Here is a 16,546-nt window from a genome sequence, read left to right as displayed (position 1 = left end):
GCCCAAACCTACAACAATAATGGTCCGGAGCGACCCCAAGGAGTGTCCCGCATGAGCCCTAGCCCTGAGCAATCAACCACCCATTATCGCTGGGCCGTCATTGGCACCGGTGGCATGGCCGATCAGTTTGTGGCCGACGCCCGGTACGGCCAGGGGGGCGAATTTGTTGCGGTTTGTTCGCGCTCCCAGGCCAGTGCACAAACGTTTGCCGACCGGCACGGCATTGCCCTGGCCGTTGCGGATATTGATGCGCTGCTCGAGCGTGATGACATTGATGTGGTGTACATTGCCAGCCCTCATACCCACCATCTCAAGCAAGCGGTTGCGGCCATGGAAGCGGGCAAGGCGGTACTGGTTGAGAAGCCCGCTACGCTCAATGCGGCACAAACCCGGCATCTGTATGAGACGGCTGAACGGTGTCAGGTGCTGTGCGTTGAAGCTCTATGGACTCGGTTCAGCCCTGTGTATCAGTCGATTCTGGCTGACCTTGAATCTGGCCGCATTGGCGAGGTACGACAGTGCCAGGCCAACTTTGGCTTTGCCGCACCAGCCGACCCGGCGCATCGGTTGAACGCACCTGAACTGGCCGGTGGCGCGTTACTCGATATCGGTATCTACCCGCTGTTGCTACCGCTCGATTTATTCGGATCGCCCGAATCAATCGAGGGTGACGTGACGCTGGGTGACAGCGGTGTTGATCGCTCAGCTGATTTGGTGCTGCGCTTTGCCGACGGTGCCCGGGCGTCCCTGTCATACAGTCTGGATTTCCCGTTGCCGACCGAGGCTGCTATCAGTGGCGACAATGGCTGGGTGAATGTTAAAGCGCCCTGGTTTGCGACCAATGCGGCTCGCTGGCAGGTTGGCGATGCGCCCGTACTGCAGCAGCAATATCCCCTGATCGGAAAGGGCTATCATTACGAATTCAGCGCGGTTAACCGCAGTCTGGACGCGGGTTTGCTGCAATGTGAGGAGCACAGCTGGGCCGACTCTCTGGCGCTGGCGGAGGTCATGGACCGCATTCGCAAACGCTGGGGGCCAGACTATGGTTCGGCGCTGGAAGGCATCTGACGCGGGTAGATGATCGTCAGGTAGTCGTCGATTAGCCGGGAATATTGATTGTTTTGCTGCATGTCTGCCAGAGCTGCGTTTATCGTGGCGATTAAACGTTCAGCGTTGCTCTGGTTACGAGGTGCAATAAAGTGCATCGACAGTGTTTCGACCGGAAAGGGCAGGGCTCGGATGGCCGAATTTGCAACGCCGGCATTGCGCAGCAGTTCACGCGCTACGTAGCGGTTGATCTTCACAAAGTCAGCCTCGCCGGTCTGAAGCATGGCAAAGCAACTGCGCATATCGGGTGGTGTTACACGTGTGACAGAGCCCTCCAGCACCAGTTTGTCCAATGCCAACCCGTGAGCAAACCCTTCAGGCAAGCACAGTGTCAGGCCAGCCAGGTCTTCCGGGCTACTGGCGTTGATCGAACTCGACTGATCCACATAGGCAAAGGAACTGACGGTAAACAAAGGATCGGAAAACAGGAAGTCGGCGAGTCGCTGCTGAGATTCAATGTAGGGAAAGGTACCGGCATAGTCGCCATTCAGGGCGGCCTGGTAGCCAGCCGACCAGTCGATCACATCAATCTCGACCGATTGTCCGCTTTGCTCGAACAGGTAAGTGACCAGGTGGGTCGCCAGGCCGCCTTCGGGCAGGTTCTGATCGGAGAAGGGGGCATAGTGGTCGCCAGTCACCAGGCGCACGGGGGGCGCTGTCTCTGCCAGCACTGTGACCGCAGGCAGAAACAGCGCCACACCGAGTAGTAGCCCGGGTAAAACGAGGCGTGCCACCCGGTGTTGAGCAATGTGCGCAGGGTATTTGCTTGTTAAGAGCCTGGCTGGGTTTGGGTGGCAAGCTGGTCGGGTGTCTGACATGGCGCTCACTGCAGTCCGTCATCGGATCAGATCTCAGTATAGCGCCACTGGTCAGGGTGCACGATAGTCTTGTTGGCCGACTTTCGGGTTAGTCGGGCCTGATCCGGTACACCCTGGCTTCATAGGGTGCCAATATCGAGAGCGAGCGAGGGCGGCCTCCTGTTTGATTGCCCAGCATCAGCTGTGCATCGGCAAAGTCGGCCAGTGTGTGTTCCAGGTCTGCCGGCGAATCGCTCAGGTTGCACAGCACGATAAACCTTTCCTCTGCGGTACGACAGTAGGCGAAAACCTGCGGGTGTTCTTCCAGCAGCAGGTCGTATTGGCCATAGATTAGCGTGGGGTGGTCCCGGCGCAGGCGAATCAGGCGCTGGTAATAGGACAGTACCGACTCGGGATCGGATTGCTGGCTGGCGACGTTGATGTGCCGGGTATTAGGGTTGACGGCAAGCCAGGGAGTGCCGGTGGTGAAGCCGCCATGCCGGGTGGCGTCCCATTGCATCGGGGTGCGTGAATTGTCGCGGGCGTTGTCGCGGATGCTGTTCAGAATGTCCTCTTCCCCCCAGCCCTGCTCTCGACGTTGCCGGGCCAGGTTGTGAATGGCAACATCGTCGAACTGCTCCAGTTCGGTAAAGGGGTAGTTGGTCATGCCCAGTTCCTGGCCCTGATATATAAAGGGCGTTCCCTGCATCAAAAAGTAGAGCGTGGCGATGGCGGTGGCACTTTCTCGCCAGTATTGTGCATCGTCACCCCAGGTCGAGACGATGCGCGGAATGTCGTGGTTCTCGACGAACAGGGCGTTCCAGCCCTGGCCTTCGAGCCCTTTTTGCCAGCGGGTGAGAACCTGTTTCAGGTGTGCCAGATCAAGCCCATGGGCGCCGTCGGTTTGCCAGAGTTTGAGTTGTTCGAACTGAAACAGCATGTTGAAATTGCGCGCGTCGGGAGCTACCCAGGCAGGCGCCTGATCGACCGAGACGCCGTTGGCTTCACCTACGGTCATGATGTCGTAGTGGGCAAAGGTGTTGGCGCACAGGTCGCTGATGTAATCCATGACGCCGTCGATGTTCATGTGCCCTGCGGCGGAGGGCACCGTTGCCAGTCCGTTCGGGTTGGGCATGTCTGGCAGGCCGGGCTGTTTACGGATGTGGGAGATGGCATCAATGCGAAAGCCGTCGACCCCTTTGTCGAGCCACCAGCGCACCATGTCATAGAGTGCCGCACGCATGTCGGTGTTTTCCCAATTCAGGTCGGGCTGTTTGCGCGAAAACACGTGCATGAAATAGGCATCGGTCGTGGCATCGTATTCCCATACCGATTCGTTGAATATGCTTTCCCAGTTATTGGGCGGCTGACCGTTTTTGCCTTCGCGCCAGATGTACCAGTCGCGTTTGGGGTTGGTTTTTGATGAACGTGATTCGACAAACCAGGGGTGTTCGTCACTGCTGTGGTTCAGCACCAGGTCGAGCAGGATGCGTAACCCTCTTTTATGGGCCTCCTCCAACAGGCGGTCAAAGTCGGTCAGGGTGCCGAAGTCGGCCATGATGCCCTGATAGTCGCTGATGTCGTAGCCGTTGTCGTCATTGGGTGATGTGAATATCGGGCACAGCCAGAGCACCGTCACTCCCAGCTCCTGCAAATAGTCGAGCTTGCTGATGATGCCATTCAGGTCGCCAATGCCATCGCCATTGCTGTCCATGAAGCTGCGCGGGTAAATCTGGTACACCACGGCTTCTTTCCACCAGGTGCGTTCGGATGTCTGTGTCGGGAAAGCTGTATTCAAGGGGTGTTCCTGTGACATTTGAGCGCAGAGTAATGAAGCCGACCCGGAAAATGAAGCCTTCAACGCTCAACCTTGCGCAGAATCAACCCCACACAGTGTCACATAACCCAGTGGATCGGCGTGTGACTATTGTGAGACGGGTCCTGAACAATCTACGCTCGAATGGTTATACTCAGGCTCCATTTATCCGTTAAGGAAGACTCATGAAACCGATTGCAACGTTCACCGCAGGCCTGCTGGTCGCGTCCCTGGCTCCTCTGGCACTTGCCGAGCCTGACCCTGAATTGCTGGTGGGTACGTGGAACTGCGATTACTCGGAAACCACCGATGGCGTCGCCCTCGATATGCAGTTGAAGGTCAATTACCGCGCCAACCGCAGCGCTGAGTATGATATGACCATGAACATGGAGGTCCCGTCGATGGACCCGATGAACCTGGGCGTTCAAGGCTCTGGTAATTGGTCTTTGCAAGGCGACCAGTTGACCACGACTACCACCGCTGTCAGCGCCGTCAACCTGGGCGAGCCTAACCCCATGGTGGACATGATGATTCCGCAAATGGAAGCCGGCATGATGCAGGAATCCGAGTCTGTCAGCACCATTGTCGAGCTGACCCGGAATCGTCTGGTCGAGCGCACCAATGAAGCCGATGCGACGACGGTGACCTGCACTCGTTAGTGGTCTATGCCTATTCAGTGCCGGAGAGTCCGTGCCGACCACCGGATAGGCCTAACCGGGGCCGGCATAAACCCGTCCATGGGGCCTAGGCTTCGGCATCCATGCCTCAGACTTCCCCGGTTAGGCCTACCCGGCAGCCGGCACTCGGTATGGTGGTTTTTTAGGCTTGATTAAATGCTTTGTCCTGTGGGCTGGACTCATAGTAACCACTAGGCATCGCCCGGTCACTGATCGCCTTACGATGAATGCCTGTGGGTAGTCCACCCAGGTTTATCTGGGTGCCGGGCGTCAGTCGGGAGGAGATGAAGGCGTCAGCTACGTCGGCGTCGCCTTGGCGCAGCAGGATGCTGGCCTCATCGGTCAGATGCGCTGTGCGGCTCAGGTTCGGTCATGCTGACGCCGGGCCACTGCCATTGTCACGAGATCAGTCGTTGTTGTCGCCGGGTTAGAGGGCCAGTCAGTGCCTGATGATTCAGTCCGCGATGCGTCAGTTCTGTGTAATAGATGGCTTGCTGTTGCTGACGAAAAGCTTCCGGGCTGCGGGTGCCATCCTGCACCATGGGGAAGTCGGCGGTGCACAGCCAAAGCTGGTGGTAAGGGCGCTCGGCCAGGGCCACCAGCTCGGCAGGAGGCGGGGTTTCGAACATGAGTTGGTGATAGATCAGCGTCGTCAGTGGCGTTGTGTCGCAGACAATGCCGTTGAGTCCGTCGTTCAGAGCCTGTTCTATGGCCCGATTCTCCCGCGCCACCTGAGTGCGGGCAATGGTGAGCAAGTCAGCGGAGGTCAGGGTGCCGCCGCGCTCGTGCCAGAACTCGCGTCCAAACTCAGCCACCCAGGGCCAGCCTTTTTGCTCAGCCAGCCACTGGCTCAGCACGGTTTTTCCGGTTGATTCGGCACCGATCAGCGCGATGCGCTGGCACGTCTGGGCGGCGTAGACGGAGGGGGCGACCCAGTCCGGGTCGGGGTCGGCGCGAAGTTTGGATCCGCTGACCGGAAAGCGGGCCCGGTGACGGTCTACCACGACGGATGCGACCGGTCGGCGCCAATGGGCTGAAAGCGCATCAGCGAAACCCTGACCATAATCTTCGCTGCTGAATACCGCATCGACCGGCGTTTGTAGGCAACGGTCGATCAGGTCGGCGCAAAACTGGCGCTGGCGGTCATCGCTGGCGTCGTTGGGCGGCATCGTCAGACCCAGACGTACGGCATCGGCTGCGTCGAGTATCCGGTGTTCGGCAGTCGGTGTCGCTTGCGATAGCCATTGGCGGCGCAAGTCAGCGGTGCAGCCGGCAAACTCGGGTCGTGAATAGCTGAGCACGATGAGCCGGTCGCACGCTGCCCCGGCACTCGCGAGCAGGTAACGATGACCGGCATGCAAGGGTGAAAATTTGCCGACGACTAAACCGGTTCGGAAATGCTGAGACATTCGTCCCTCAATTCACGGTGCCAGCGCCAGAGGCCATAGCAGGCATTGAGCCAGAAACCCACGTACACAATGGCGGTCAGGTTCAGGCCGCGGGATGCATAGAGTGGGACGGCGATGGTGTTGACGACAAGCCAGAACCACCAGGTTTCTATGCGACGCTTCATCAACAGCAATTGCGCCAGCACGCTGAACGCCAGAATGGCCGAGTCGGCAAAGGGGGCGTAGGCGTCGGTATTGAGGTGCAGAATGTAGCCATACCCCACTAGGGTGGCCAGGGCTGCAAGGCTGAATAGCTCGAGCTGCAGCCAGGGTGTGCGCTGAATCTCTGCGGCACTGCCGCCCCGCTGCCACTGTTGCCAGCCAATCACACTGGTGCCGATGTAAAACACCATCAGGGTTGCGTCGGCATAGAGTTGAACCTGGTAAAACAGCACACCAAACAGCACGCACCCGACGATACCGAGCGTCCAGGTGTGGCGGTTGTTGCGGGCGGCGAGAAAGACACTGCTCAAAAAAAAGGCATTGGCGCTGTATTCCAGCAAGGTCAGGCTGGTCATCCGTCGTGGGCTCCGGGGTAGTGGCTGGTGTATTGAATGAGTTTGTCGGTGTCGGTTTGCAAAGGGCCGACCCGGATCGGGCAGTCGGTGCCAAAGGCGGTGCCCAATGTGCTTGCGAGCGCAGCGTGATCGGGGTCACCCACCACCGTCAGCGTCAGTCCGCCTTGCTGATCCTGATGCAGTTGATACTGGGCGAGGCCGAATGGTTGCAGCAGGTGGGTTATGTCGACGTTGTTCAGCCAACCTCTGACTGTCTTGTAACGTACCGGCGGCCGGCCATCCAACTGACGCAGGTAGCGCCGCCCCTGGTCGTCTTCCACCAGGCAGGCATAGTCACCGGTGCGGTAGCGTAGCAGCGGCAGGCAGGGGTTGAAACCGCCGGTCAGGGTGATTTCGCCGCGACCGTTCGGCGCAGAAACCGGGTGGCCCTGACGATCCAGTATTTCCACTGTCATGGCTGACTGAACCAGCCGCAGCCCCTGGCCGCTGCCATCATCGGCCGCGATTGGCCCGGCTTCGTTCATCGAGTAGAGGTTGATCACCGGGCATTGAAAACGCGCGGCCAACCGGTCTTTAAGGCCCCCCAGCAGTGTCATCGACGTCGACAGAATCGCGGCCGGGCGGTGATTGAAATCGAGGCTCAACAGAGTGCTCAGGCTACGCGGGTCGCCAGTGATCAACTGTGGCTTACAGGCATCGATGTAGCGGCCTCGAGCCTCCGGTGTGGGCCAGTCGGCTGGGTTGAGGTTGGTTTTCAGCAGCACTTTATCATCCCAATAGGGCAAGACCGAGGCGTAGGTAAAGCACCGTTGTTGGTCGCCGACCAGCATCACGCCGGTGGTTCCGGGCAGTGACTGCAGATCAATACCGTGCCAGCTGAGAATGCGCTCGTGAAAGCAGTGATAGCGCGCGGCGACCAGGGGCAGGGAGGGCACGGTCAGCGGGTGCCCCGTGGTACCGCTGGTTTCATAGGCAATCAGCTCTGCCGGGTCGATGTCGTCGGGTACGAAGGCAGCGATATCCTGGCTGAGGTCATTTCGGTCACTGCAGGGCAGGTTTACAAAGCCAGCATGCCAGGGGTAGGCCCGGTAATGGGGTACCTGCTGGCGGCACCGGGCCAGAAAGGCCGTTAACCAGGGTAGATCGGGCTGCTGCAGGGCGGCTTTGTCGGCCTGCAATTGCCGGATGGCTTGCGCGGAAAGCCGGTGGCCGCTGCGCCCGCTGAATTGCGGCGCATCCGGATGCTCCAGGCACTGACGCAAGCGGCTCGCCGCTCTTGGAGTCAGCCCGGGCAGGCGTTCGTGGTCTGCCCAGGGCGCGGTTTGCAAGGGCTCTGTGATCGGGCTCGTTGTCATTCGCGTGTGTACTTGTCGGCGGCTTCACGGGCTCGCTTTTCTGCCAGTGCCTGGCGGATGGCTTCGGCGCGTTCTTCTGCCGCGCGTGAGGCGGCGACTACCCGGGCGCGTTCGGTCGAACTGACCATCAGCAGGCGATCCTGCGCTTGTCGATCGGTTTCACCCTGGGGTTTCTGGCCCAGGCCATTGAGCGTCAGCCGAATCAGTTCCTCGCGCTGGTCTTCATCCTGCCGGTTGGGGTGGGTGTGGGCCATGAGGGTATCGGCTGAAAGCAGTAAATTGACCAGGTCAGTGGCAAATACCCTGGTGTCGGTAAAGGCATCGTCGGCCAAAAGCCAGACCATCAGCATCAGGACATGGGGCGCGCCGGTGGGCTCTGTCACCGTGTAGGCCAGGTCGTGCTGTTCGAGTGCTGACTGAAACGGTTGTTCCAGGGCGGCCAACTGAGTGGCATCGAGAGCCTCGTACTGTTGGTAGAGTCGGGCGAATTCGGATTCACTCAGCTCTACCACCGAGCTAGCCGGTTCGGGCTGACAAAGAGGCAGGTTGGTCAGTGGCGCCAGGGCTTCGGCTGTGACGCTGGGGTCCAGTCGACGTATCAGGTCATGCAGCAGCGCGAGCAGGTCGGCTCCCCGGGGGCTGGACGTTTCCGGGTAAGCCAGCAGTCTCTGGTGCAGGTGATGCATGGCGGGGCCTAATGGTAAGTCGGACATGCGTTATTGCCCTCCGGTTGAGGCAGCGCCAGCGCCATAATACTGGCTGGAAAACTCGCGGGCGAACTGGAGCATGGGCGCCAGCCCGTCGACCCGGTGAACCTGCCAGCCCTGTTGTTGGCCTTGCTGAATGCGCTCCACCGCCGATTTCATCCAGGCAGAGCGCTGCAGTTGAGGGCTGTCGAGATCGTATGGCAGGTCCAGTACCCAGTGGCCGGCACCCTGGCAATGGTTCAGCGTCAGCGCACTGATCTGCTCACCGGGCGTGCCGGCTTCGTCGTCTTCAAACAGGGAGCTGATGCCGTCGTCGGAGAGCACCACGACCTGTGTCGGTGTTTTGCGGGGCTGGGCGTAGGTGGTGCGCAGCTGTTTCAGCGGAAAACTGGTCATGCCGCCAAAGAAACCCGTCAGCACCCGTAATGCCTCAGTCTCGTTGCGAATAAAGCCTTCGGTAGCCAGGCACTGGTGCGCGCCACTCCATAAGGTAACTTGCACGGCCGCCCCGGCCCTGAGGGCAGACACACAGAGCAGGGCACCGGCCAGCGCCGGATAGGAGATTTGCTGCTGGGGGTTGGGCATGGAGGCGGAGCTGTCGACGTACAGATCCAGGTCGCAGGGCTGATCGTGCCGGGTGTCCGGACTGTCTTGCCCATACACGGCTTTTTGGGTGGTAAAACCGGGAATCGGCGGATTCCCAGCCAGCAGGGTGGCGAACCAGTCAATGTCGGCTGGGTCGTCTCCGGCCTGCCAGGTCTCAAGGCCTTCGCGCAGGGTTTCTCCGGGGGTGGGCATAGGTCGAGCCGGAAATGGCAGCAAATAAGGGCAGACGGCGTCGCGATAATAACGCACGGCCGACTCATGGCGGGTCAGGTCGACGCCAGCGGCTTTGAGTATGTCGAAGGCATCCTGTGGTTCCAGTGCCTGTCCGCCGGTTCTGGCGGGCTGGGTGTTGCCCGCTGCCGGGGTTTCTGGGTCAGTGCTATCTGGCAGATCGGTCAGTTCGGTATCACGGCTTGGGTGCACGTTGTCGATCGAGGGCAGATCGATCACGCCGGTTCCCTGATACCCCTGGCCGGCATCGGCGGTATCTTCCAGGGGGGCAAAGGTGGCCTGCACGGATTCAGCTTCGTCGATCAGGTAACTGAGCAACAGGCTGGCGAAGCGACTGGCGCCGGTGAGCCAGTCTTTGCTGTAGACCTTGATGATGCGACTGCCAAGCCAGGCGTCCCCGTCCATTTCTGGGCTGATGTCGGCGGGTGTCAGCGTTCCCGGTGCCAGTTGCCATAGGCGTTCGTAGATCCGCATGTACAGAGCCCAGATCGGGCTGCCGGAGCCTGTACTCAGTCTCTGGTAAAGTTGGTCCATCCGGCAGCGGGTCTGGCGCTGCAGCCGGTGGTTGATCAATAAATCGGTATACAGATTGGCGACCAGCGGCGCCTGCGGTTCCATGCTCGGCAGCGCTCGACGGATGACGCCCAACAACTGCAAATGCCGGGTCATGTTTGCCGGTGCATATACATGGTGACCAATTTCGTGCGCGAGAATTTCCAGGGCGTAGTCAGCTAGACCGCGCTCTTCCACCATGGGTAGGTTCACCATAACCCGTTGCGAGGTCAGCCGAATGGCGGCGATGTTGTCGGTCAGCCCGGCCGAGCGAGTTTCCTCAACATCAAACAACCAGAGTGGCTCCTGCAATTGCAGGTGATCACTCCATAGCTGCAACGCCGGGTACCAGTTTTGTTGCCACGCGTGCAGCTCGTTCATGATCGATCTCCGATCTTTGGAATCACCAGCAATCGGTAGCTCGCGTGAAAACTGACAACCCAGTCATGGCGGCGTTCCAGGCATTGGCGGGGCATTTCGGTTTCCTGCCAGAGCGGACTCAGTTCGGCTGGGAGCTGCTTGCAGTCGGGGACGGGCAGTAGCAACGGATGCCTGTAGGCCGTGGGTAGCAATACCTGGCCGAAAGCATCGGCGTGCAGGTGCCAGTATTCCTGCCCTGCCTGGACCAGAGTCATGCCCGGGGCGATCAGTAATCGGGGTCTGCCGGGAAAGTCGCCTCCCAGCCAGTGTGAAGCGCCCAGTTGAGCCGGGTCGCGGTGCCACTGCAGCGTCTTGCCCTGCCACCAGGGATGCTCGAACGCTGCGGCGTTGCCCATGCCCAGTGCTTCAAGCCAGTCGGGATGATGCTGCAAAACGGCGATGGCGGCTTGTCGGTATTGGGGCAAACCGGACATCCAACTGAAGATTACCAGGGCGTCGGGCGTTTTGTCAGGGGTCGGCCAGCAGCGTTCCCAGTAGTCGAGCAGCCGGGTTTGCTGACCGGCATCAGGCAAATGCGACAAGGTATTTAAAAACTGAGTCAGAAGTCTGGGTGCCGCATCAGGGTAGGGGGCCAGCCAGGTTGGCAGCACTTGCTGGAACATCCGGTCGGTGATCGGCTGATGCCCGGGGGTGAGCCAGCCATGGCGGGCCATGGTGAGGCCGCTTTGGTAGGCCGTCTCACACAAGGCGGTTTTACAGGCATCTGCCCAATGGCCCAGCGCTGCCAGCAAGGGGTCTAGGTCCTGCTGAACAAAGTGGCCAAAGGCGTTCGCAAAATGAGCCGGATCTCCCTGCCGCGCCAGGCGATACGCCTGATTCAGCGGGCCCGACTGTTGGGTGAGGTACTGTGCGAGCCAGTCAGATTGCATGGTCACTGTCCAACGGCAATGTCCCGTGTAAGCCCTGGCTCCAGATGAACCCGAAGTCACGCATTGATGATCAACTCTGGCTGTTCAGCCAGCGCTGATAATTGCTGTAGCGCTGATGCAGGTATTTGAGTGTCATGGCGTCGTCGTGCACCGTTCCGGACAGTTTGTTGCCGTTCGACAGCTCGCTCAGGGCTCTTTCAATCTGTTCCAGGCGCTTGCGGCAGTCTTTGTCGGTAACGCCTTCCAGGCCTTCATCGAGCTGGGCTTTGAGCTCGGCAACGTCGTCTTTGCGGTGCCGGCCCTGGCGTTCAAATTCAGCGCAGCTGAGGTTGAACAGGTGGCGCAACCAACCGATCTTATCGCTCAGAAACGCGGCATTTTCGGGTTGCTGAAAGAAAGGCGCATCCGCATCGGCGAACAGTCGTGAATGCAGGACAAACGGCAGTATTTGCGTCAGATCGTTGAGCTCAACTTCGGTGTTGCCGCGGAAAAAGGCCATGGCTTTGGCATAGACAATCAGCGACATCAGGCTGCGTACCGACAAGCCGTTGCGCGTCTGGCAGCCCAGGTCGGCCAGACGGTCACGGCCATCTTCGAGCATGGCCAGCTGGTGTCTCGGTACGCCAGCCAGGCGGGAGGTGTCTTTGCTTTTGTATTCGAACTGTTGCCCGGAATATTCGCTGAATTCGAATTGACTGGCGAAAAATTCCAGACGCTGACGCAGTTCTGGAGGCAAGGTTACGGCGCGGATAGACCGCTCCATCTGATCCATGTCCTGCTCGGAAAACTGCAGGGCGTCCGGCAGGCAATCGGCCGGGTCGACGCCTTCTTCGATGCGCAGCAACAGTTCATCCAGAAACCGTGGGTTGAACGGCAGCGCTTGCACAACCACGTCAATGCGGTCTTTCAGTGCTTCGATCACCGGGTAGGTGCCGCCGCCCTGGTCGTCGTTGGCGGTCAGGTACCAGGCCGCTGGCGGGCACTCGTAAATCTGGTTGAACATTTCAGCGTAGTTGTCACCCATCACGGTCAGCAGTGCGCTTTGGGTGCGGGTCGGGATGCGATTGTACTCATCGACGATCTTAACGCGCATGTTCAGCCAGCGGCGCCAGCTGATGCGAATGTCTGATTCCTGTTCGGCCTGCATCAGATCCATAGGCATGGGGTTGCCCAGCAAATCAGCCACCGTCATTTGCGGATGGCCGTGCTGCATGGCCCGACGAACGTCTTTCGGGCTATAGCCGCCCAGCAGCCCCATCAGCAGGGCGGACGCTGTTTTGCCGCGGCCCGGGCCGCCGACGAACAGGCACTTTCTGCGCGCGGCAAAGGTCAGTAGCGGGAGCAGAATAAAGCTGGAATAGCTCTGGTCTGTTGGCAAATAGAGCGGCGTCTGGCTGTCGCCGAAGTGTATTGGCTGGGGCGCCGTCAAGTTGTATTCAACGTCGTAGTGCGGGCTGATCACCGCATGGTTGACGATCCAGAAGTACGCCTGGCGCAGTTTTTCATCCAGCGTTGCTTCGACGGCGTCCTCTGCACCTTCGCTCTCGCCAAAAGGTCCGTTGACGAGGGAGGCTACATCAAAGGCGGCGTCCGGTGTTTTGCGCGCGGCAGGGCGGGTTGGCGACGCTGACAGTCGAGAAAATGGATTGAGTCCTTTCATAACGTCCCGGAAGTTGATGGCTTGGAATGGCCGCAGTATGCCAGAAACCAGTTAATTGGCGAAGGCAGAGGTGAGCAGGTCAATCTTCTTCAAGCAGGGCAAGCCGGGCTTTCAGGGCCTGGTTTTCCGGGTCTGATTCAAGCGCTCGTTGCAGTAGCCTGATCGCATCCTGGTGTCGGCCAAAGCCTTCGAGCGCGTCGACCTGGTCCAGCAGCCAGCGATCAGTCCGGCGAGCCCGGTCCTTCGACGTTGGGCGCTTACTGATGGATCGCAGGTAAACGATCAACACCAGGGTCAGCATAATGGCGCCTACGCCAGCAAAACCCATAAGCTACTCTCCTGTTTTCAGTGAACGGAGTATAGCTCTGTGATCGATTCGGCACGAATGCTCGCTTTTCGACCCTGTTGGCGCCTCCGGCTTTAGGTATACTGAGGTCATGACTCAAACCCCTCTCTCCGTTCTCAACCACGTCTTTGGCTTCGATGCCTTCCGTGGCCCGCAGCAAGCCGTAATCGAAGCCCTGGTCTCGGGGCAGGATGCACTGGTGCTGATGCCCACCGGGGGCGGCAAATCCCTGTGTTATCAGATTCCGGCTCTGGTACGACCCGGCACCGGCGTGGTGATTTCACCGCTGATCGCGCTGATGCAGGATCAGGTCAGCGCTTTGCGGGAGCTGGGCGTACGCGCCGGGTTTCTTAATTCGACGCTCTCGTTCGATGCCGTTCAACAAACGGAAACGGCCTTGCTGGCCGGTGAAATCGATTTGCTGTACATCGCGCCCGAGCGTCTGTTGCAACCGCGAACTCTTGAGCTCCTTAAAGTCGCCAATCTCAGCCTGTTTGCGATTGACGAAGCTCACTGTGTATCGCAATGGGGTCACGATTTCCGGGCCGATTATTTGAAACTGGATGTGTTGCAGCGAGAGTTTCCCGCGATACCGCGCATAGCGCTGACCGCTACGGCCGACCAGCGCACCCGGCAAGACATTCAACAGCGGCTGGGCTTGCTGGATGCACCGTCCTTTATCAGCGGTTTCGACCGGCCCAATATTTTCTACCGGATTCAGCCCAAGCAAACACCGCGTAAGCAGTTGCTGGCGTTCCTGAAGCAAACGCCCGAAAAGCAGGCGGGCATTGTGTACTGTCTGTCGCGCAAAAAAGTGGAGCAAACCGCTGATTGGCTGCGCACGCAGGGCTATAACGCCTTGCCCTATCACGCGGGCTTGTCGGCCGATATTCGCCAGGATCACCAGTCCCGTTTCTTGCGTGAAGACGGCATTATCATGGTGGCGACCATCGCGTTCGGTATGGGCATCGATAAACCGGATGTGCGCTTTGTGGTGCATCTGGACCTGCCCAAAAGCATTGAAGCCTACTATCAGGAAACCGGCCGGGCCGGCCGGGATGGGGAACCGTCAACGGCCTTGTTGCTCTATGGCTTTGAGGATGTGGTCAAACTGCGCCAGATGATGGCCCAGTCGACCGGCAGCGATGAGCACCAACGCTATGAACAGCAGCGCCTGAACGCCATGCTGGGCCTGTGTGAAGTGACCACCTGTCGCCGTCAGGTGTTGCTGCGCTATTTTGATGAACATCTGGAGCAGCCTTGCGGCCATTGCGATACCTGCATTGAGCCGGTTGAAACCTGGGATGCCACTGACGCGGCACGCAAGGCTTTGTCTTGCGTGTACCGCACCGGTCAGCGCTTCGGCGCCAACCACATTATTGATGTATTGCGCGGCAGCGAAAACGAAAAGCTGCGCCGTTTTGGCCATGACCAATTGTCGACCTATGGCATTGGCAAGGATCTCAGCGCCAATGACTGGCGCTCGGTGTTGCGCCAATTGGTGGCGCTGGGTTACCTCAATGTGGACCCGGAAGGTTTTGGTGGATTGCAGCTGACGGATGCCTGTCGGCCGGTTTTAAAAGGTGAGCAGCACCTCGCTCTGCGTCGCGATGCAACGCCCATTAAGGCCAGTGGTGAACGCAAGGCGAAAGTCAGTGACGACATTGCCAGTGAAGACCAGCCACTCTGGGAAGCCCTGCGCGAAGTGCGTCGTCAGCTTGCCCTGGAGCACAATCTGGCCCCCTTCATGGTGTTTCACGACAAAACCCTGAAAGACATGCTGGCATTGCGACCGCAAAGCCTGGATGACATGCGCTCAGTCTCCGGAGTCGGTGACAGTAAGCTGGAGCGTTACGGGGCGGCTTTTTTGGCTGTGTTTACTGAGCAGCAGACAGCCTGAGGATGTTGAGGTTGGGTTTGCTACTCGTAAGGTATGCTTTTGTGCCTGGCGTTCGTGCTGGCCACCGGGTATGTCTGGTTGGGGTCGGCGTAGATCCGTCCATGGAGCCTAGGCCGCAGCATCCCTGCTGCGGACTACCCCAACCAGACATACCCGATAGCCAGCACTGGGCATGTGGCAACTCAATAAACAAGCTTGGCCAATCGTTAAACCCGAAACGACTGCCTGGCCAGTACCAGAGCCACCAGCACATAGGCGGCCATTGACCACAAGAGGACTGAGGCACTGATGCCAGCATCGATCATCACGCCCAGCAGAGCCGGGGAAGCAGCCGTGCTGATCACGCCGAGCGCGGTGATCAGCGAGCGAATGGCGCCAAGGTGGGTGGTGCCGTAAATCTCGGCCCAGAGGGCGTTCATGATGGTGCCGGTCATGCCGATGCCGATGCCGAGCATGGTCATCATGATGAACACGACCCAGTTACCTTCAAAGGTACCGGCGAGTAGTAAACCAACAAAGAGTGGGACGCCCAGAAAAATCAACAATCGGGCGGCTGAGTAGCGGTCGACCAGGGTGCCGGTCACCAGCGAAGACAGCCAGTGAACGCCGCCGTAAACGATAAAACTGGTGGCGAATAGCCCAGTACTCCAGCCTTTCTCACCCAGGATAAATGCTTGCTGAATGAAGATGCCGGTTACGATAAAACCCGGTGCCAGCAACAAAGGCAGTGCCAGCCAGAAGCGTTTGTCTTTCAGAACGGTGCGACGCGAGCCATCGGGAACATCGTCCGGGCGCAGTCGCTTTTCCACGCCGAGTCTTTCCACTTCACTGGGTCCTGCTTTGCTCAGTAGCCAGTGCGCCGTTGGCAGATACAAGCCGGCGATCAGGCAGGCTACAACCAACCAGCTGTTTTGCCAGCCCACCAAAGCGATGATCAGCACCAGCAAGCTGGGCAGAATCATTTCGCCCAGCGGCACGCCATTGCCGGCAATGCTGATCGACTTACCCCGGTTGATGGAGAAGTAACGACCCATGACCGTCATGGCGGTATGCGGCATCAGGCCCTGGCCGAAAAAGCGGAGCATAAAGAGGGCGATGACCAGGCTGAATAGCGAATTCATCTGCCACATTAATAAGCTGGCAGTGCATAAACCCAGTGCAATCAGGGTGACAAACAGCCGAAGCGATAGCTTGTCGACCAGACCGCCAATGGACATGATGGTCAGTCCGCTGACCAGGGTTGCGACCGAGTAGGCCGACCCATAGGCAGACGCCGACAAACCGAGCTTTTCCTGAATCGGCGCGCCAAACCAGCTGATAAAAAACGACTGACCAAAGTTACCGAAAAAAACCGTCAGCAACCCGAACAGCAGCATCGGCCAGTAAGACCGAAGCACGTCAACATAACCACGTATCACGAGAAAATTCCTGAACAAAGAGTGCCACAGCGGGCGTTTAATAAGCGGGTAACCGCTGGACGGTGAAGAACACCGTCGGGAGAGTTATGAACGGTAGC

The 16,546-nt window shown here is 59.1% G+C and carries 14 protein-coding genes; 3 read left to right on the top strand and 11 right to left on the bottom strand.

Translation table 11 applies throughout. The features are described 5' to 3' along the window. The first annotated feature begins 51 nt into the window (after positions 1-51). Positions 52-1,068, top strand: a complete 1,017-nt coding sequence (locus tag G565_RS23705) for a Gfo/Idh/MocA family protein (RefSeq protein WP_169579636.1) — start codon at positions 52-54, stop codon at positions 1,066-1,068. On the opposite strand, the gene G565_RS0109885 is transcribed toward G565_RS23705, so the two are convergent. Further along, complete coding sequence (locus G565_RS0109885; protein ID WP_084649319.1) at positions 1,041-1,925, bottom strand: substrate-binding periplasmic protein; 885 nt, start codon at positions 1,923-1,925, stop codon at positions 1,041-1,043. The two genes, G565_RS23705 and G565_RS0109885, sit on opposite strands and share 28 nt — an antisense overlap. Positions 1,926-2,013: 88 nt before the next feature. Next, positions 2,014-3,702, bottom strand: a complete 1,689-nt coding sequence (locus G565_RS0109880; RefSeq protein ID WP_028670779.1) for a glycoside hydrolase family 13 protein — start codon at positions 3,700-3,702, stop codon at positions 2,014-2,016. A gap of 203 nt (positions 3,703-3,905) precedes the next feature. Between G565_RS0109880 and G565_RS0109875 the strand changes: the two genes are divergently transcribed. Further along, a complete protein-coding gene (locus tag G565_RS0109875) occupies positions 3,906-4,379 on the top strand; it encodes a lipocalin family protein (RefSeq protein WP_028670778.1) in 474 nt (157 codons plus the stop codon). A 416-nt stretch (positions 4,380-4,795) separates the two neighbouring features. On the opposite strand, the gene G565_RS0109870 is transcribed toward G565_RS0109875, so the two are convergent. The 8 genes from G565_RS0109870 to G565_RS0109835 form a co-directional block, all read right to left on the bottom strand. Further along, positions 4,796-5,806: an AAA family ATPase gene (locus G565_RS0109870; protein WP_028670777.1), complete on the bottom strand. Its 1,011-nt coding sequence runs from the start codon at positions 5,804-5,806 to the stop codon at positions 4,796-4,798. Beyond that, the gene (pnuC, locus tag G565_RS0109865) at positions 5,779-6,363 is read right to left on the bottom strand and encodes a nicotinamide riboside transporter PnuC (protein ID WP_037338594.1); all 585 of its coding nucleotides are present in this window, start codon (positions 6,361-6,363) and stop codon (positions 5,779-5,781) included. The genes G565_RS0109870 and pnuC overlap by 28 nt, the downstream gene beginning before the upstream one ends. Beyond that, a complete protein-coding gene (locus G565_RS0109860) occupies positions 6,360-7,718 on the bottom strand; it encodes a phenylacetate--CoA ligase family protein (RefSeq protein WP_051207728.1) in 1,359 nt (452 codons plus the stop codon). Before G565_RS0109860 ends, pnuC begins: the two co-directional genes overlap by 4 nt. Next, complete coding sequence (locus tag G565_RS26005) at positions 7,715-8,431, bottom strand: hypothetical protein (RefSeq protein ID WP_051207726.1); 717 nt, start codon at positions 8,429-8,431, stop codon at positions 7,715-7,717. The genes G565_RS0109860 and G565_RS26005 overlap by 4 nt, the downstream gene beginning before the upstream one ends. Before the next feature lie 3 nt (positions 8,432-8,434). Next, positions 8,435-10,195, bottom strand: coding sequence for a hypothetical protein (locus G565_RS0109850; RefSeq protein ID WP_037338590.1), 1,761 nt, complete (start codon positions 10,193-10,195; stop codon positions 8,435-8,437). Beyond that, positions 10,192-11,124 carry a hypothetical protein gene (locus tag G565_RS0109845; RefSeq protein ID WP_028670773.1) on the bottom strand — a complete coding sequence of 311 codons (933 nt, stop codon included), beginning with the start codon at positions 11,122-11,124 and terminating at the stop codon, positions 10,192-10,194. The genes G565_RS0109850 and G565_RS0109845 overlap by 4 nt, the downstream gene beginning before the upstream one ends. Positions 11,125-11,194: 70 nt before the next feature. Next, the gene (locus tag G565_RS0109840; protein WP_028670772.1) at positions 11,195-12,784 is read right to left on the bottom strand and encodes an AAA family ATPase; all 1,590 of its coding nucleotides are present in this window, start codon (positions 12,782-12,784) and stop codon (positions 11,195-11,197) included. Positions 12,785-12,863: 79 nt separating this feature from the next. Then, positions 12,864-13,112, bottom strand: a complete 249-nt coding sequence (locus G565_RS0109835) for a tetratricopeptide repeat protein (protein ID WP_028670771.1) — start codon at positions 13,110-13,112, stop codon at positions 12,864-12,866. A gap of 109 nt (positions 13,113-13,221) precedes the next feature. Here G565_RS0109835 and recQ point away from each other — a divergent pair, with 109 nt between their 5' ends. After that, positions 13,222-15,030, top strand: a complete 1,809-nt coding sequence (recQ, locus tag G565_RS0109830; protein ID WP_028670770.1) for a DNA helicase RecQ — start codon at positions 13,222-13,224, stop codon at positions 15,028-15,030. A 206-nt stretch (positions 15,031-15,236) separates the two neighbouring features. On the opposite strand, the gene G565_RS0109825 is transcribed toward recQ, so the two are convergent. Continuing rightward, positions 15,237-16,448 carry an MFS transporter gene (locus G565_RS0109825; RefSeq protein WP_051207724.1) on the bottom strand — a complete coding sequence of 404 codons (1,212 nt, stop codon included), beginning with the start codon at positions 16,446-16,448 and terminating at the stop codon, positions 15,237-15,239. Positions 16,449-16,546 lie beyond the last annotated feature (98 nt).

The organism is Saccharospirillum impatiens DSM 12546 (assembly GCF_000423605.1).
Classification (GTDB): Bacteria; Pseudomonadota; Gammaproteobacteria; order Pseudomonadales; family Natronospirillaceae; genus Saccharospirillum; species Saccharospirillum impatiens.
The sequence above is the reverse complement of the archived record's forward strand: the minus strand, read 5'-3'. Positions and strand labels throughout refer to the sequence as shown.

Coding starts and splice junctions, on each gene's coding strand:
- G565_RS23705 (WP_169579636.1), top strand. CDS start 52: ATGAGCCCTAGCCCTGAGCAATCAACCACCCATTATCGCTGGGCCGTC.
- G565_RS0109885 (WP_084649319.1), bottom strand. CDS start 1,925: ATGTCAGACACCCGACCAGCTTGCCACCCAAACCCAGCCAGGCTCTTA.
- G565_RS0109875 (WP_028670778.1), top strand. CDS start 3,906: ATGAAACCGATTGCAACGTTCACCGCAGGCCTGCTGGTCGCGTCCCTG.
- G565_RS0109870 (WP_028670777.1), bottom strand. CDS start 5,806: ATGTCTCAGCATTTCCGAACCGGTTTAGTCGTCGGCAAATTTTCACCC.
- pnuC (WP_037338594.1), bottom strand. CDS start 6,363: ATGACCAGCCTGACCTTGCTGGAATACAGCGCCAATGCCTTTTTTTTG.
- G565_RS0109860 (WP_051207728.1), bottom strand. CDS start 7,718: ATGACAACGAGCCCGATCACAGAGCCCTTGCAAACCGCGCCCTGGGCA.
- G565_RS26005 (WP_051207726.1), bottom strand. CDS start 8,431: ATGTCCGACTTACCATTAGGCCCCGCCATGCATCACCTGCACCAGAGA.
- G565_RS0109850 (WP_037338590.1), bottom strand. CDS start 10,195: ATGAACGAGCTGCACGCGTGGCAACAAAACTGGTACCCGGCGTTGCAG.
- G565_RS0109845 (WP_028670773.1), bottom strand. CDS start 11,124: ATGCAATCTGACTGGCTCGCACAGTACCTCACCCAACAGTCGGGCCCG.
- G565_RS0109840 (WP_028670772.1), bottom strand. CDS start 12,784: ATGAAAGGACTCAATCCATTTTCTCGACTGTCAGCGTCGCCAACCCGC.
- G565_RS0109835 (WP_028670771.1), bottom strand. CDS start 13,112: ATGGGTTTTGCTGGCGTAGGCGCCATTATGCTGACCCTGGTGTTGATC.
- recQ (WP_028670770.1), top strand. CDS start 13,222: ATGACTCAAACCCCTCTCTCCGTTCTCAACCACGTCTTTGGCTTCGAT.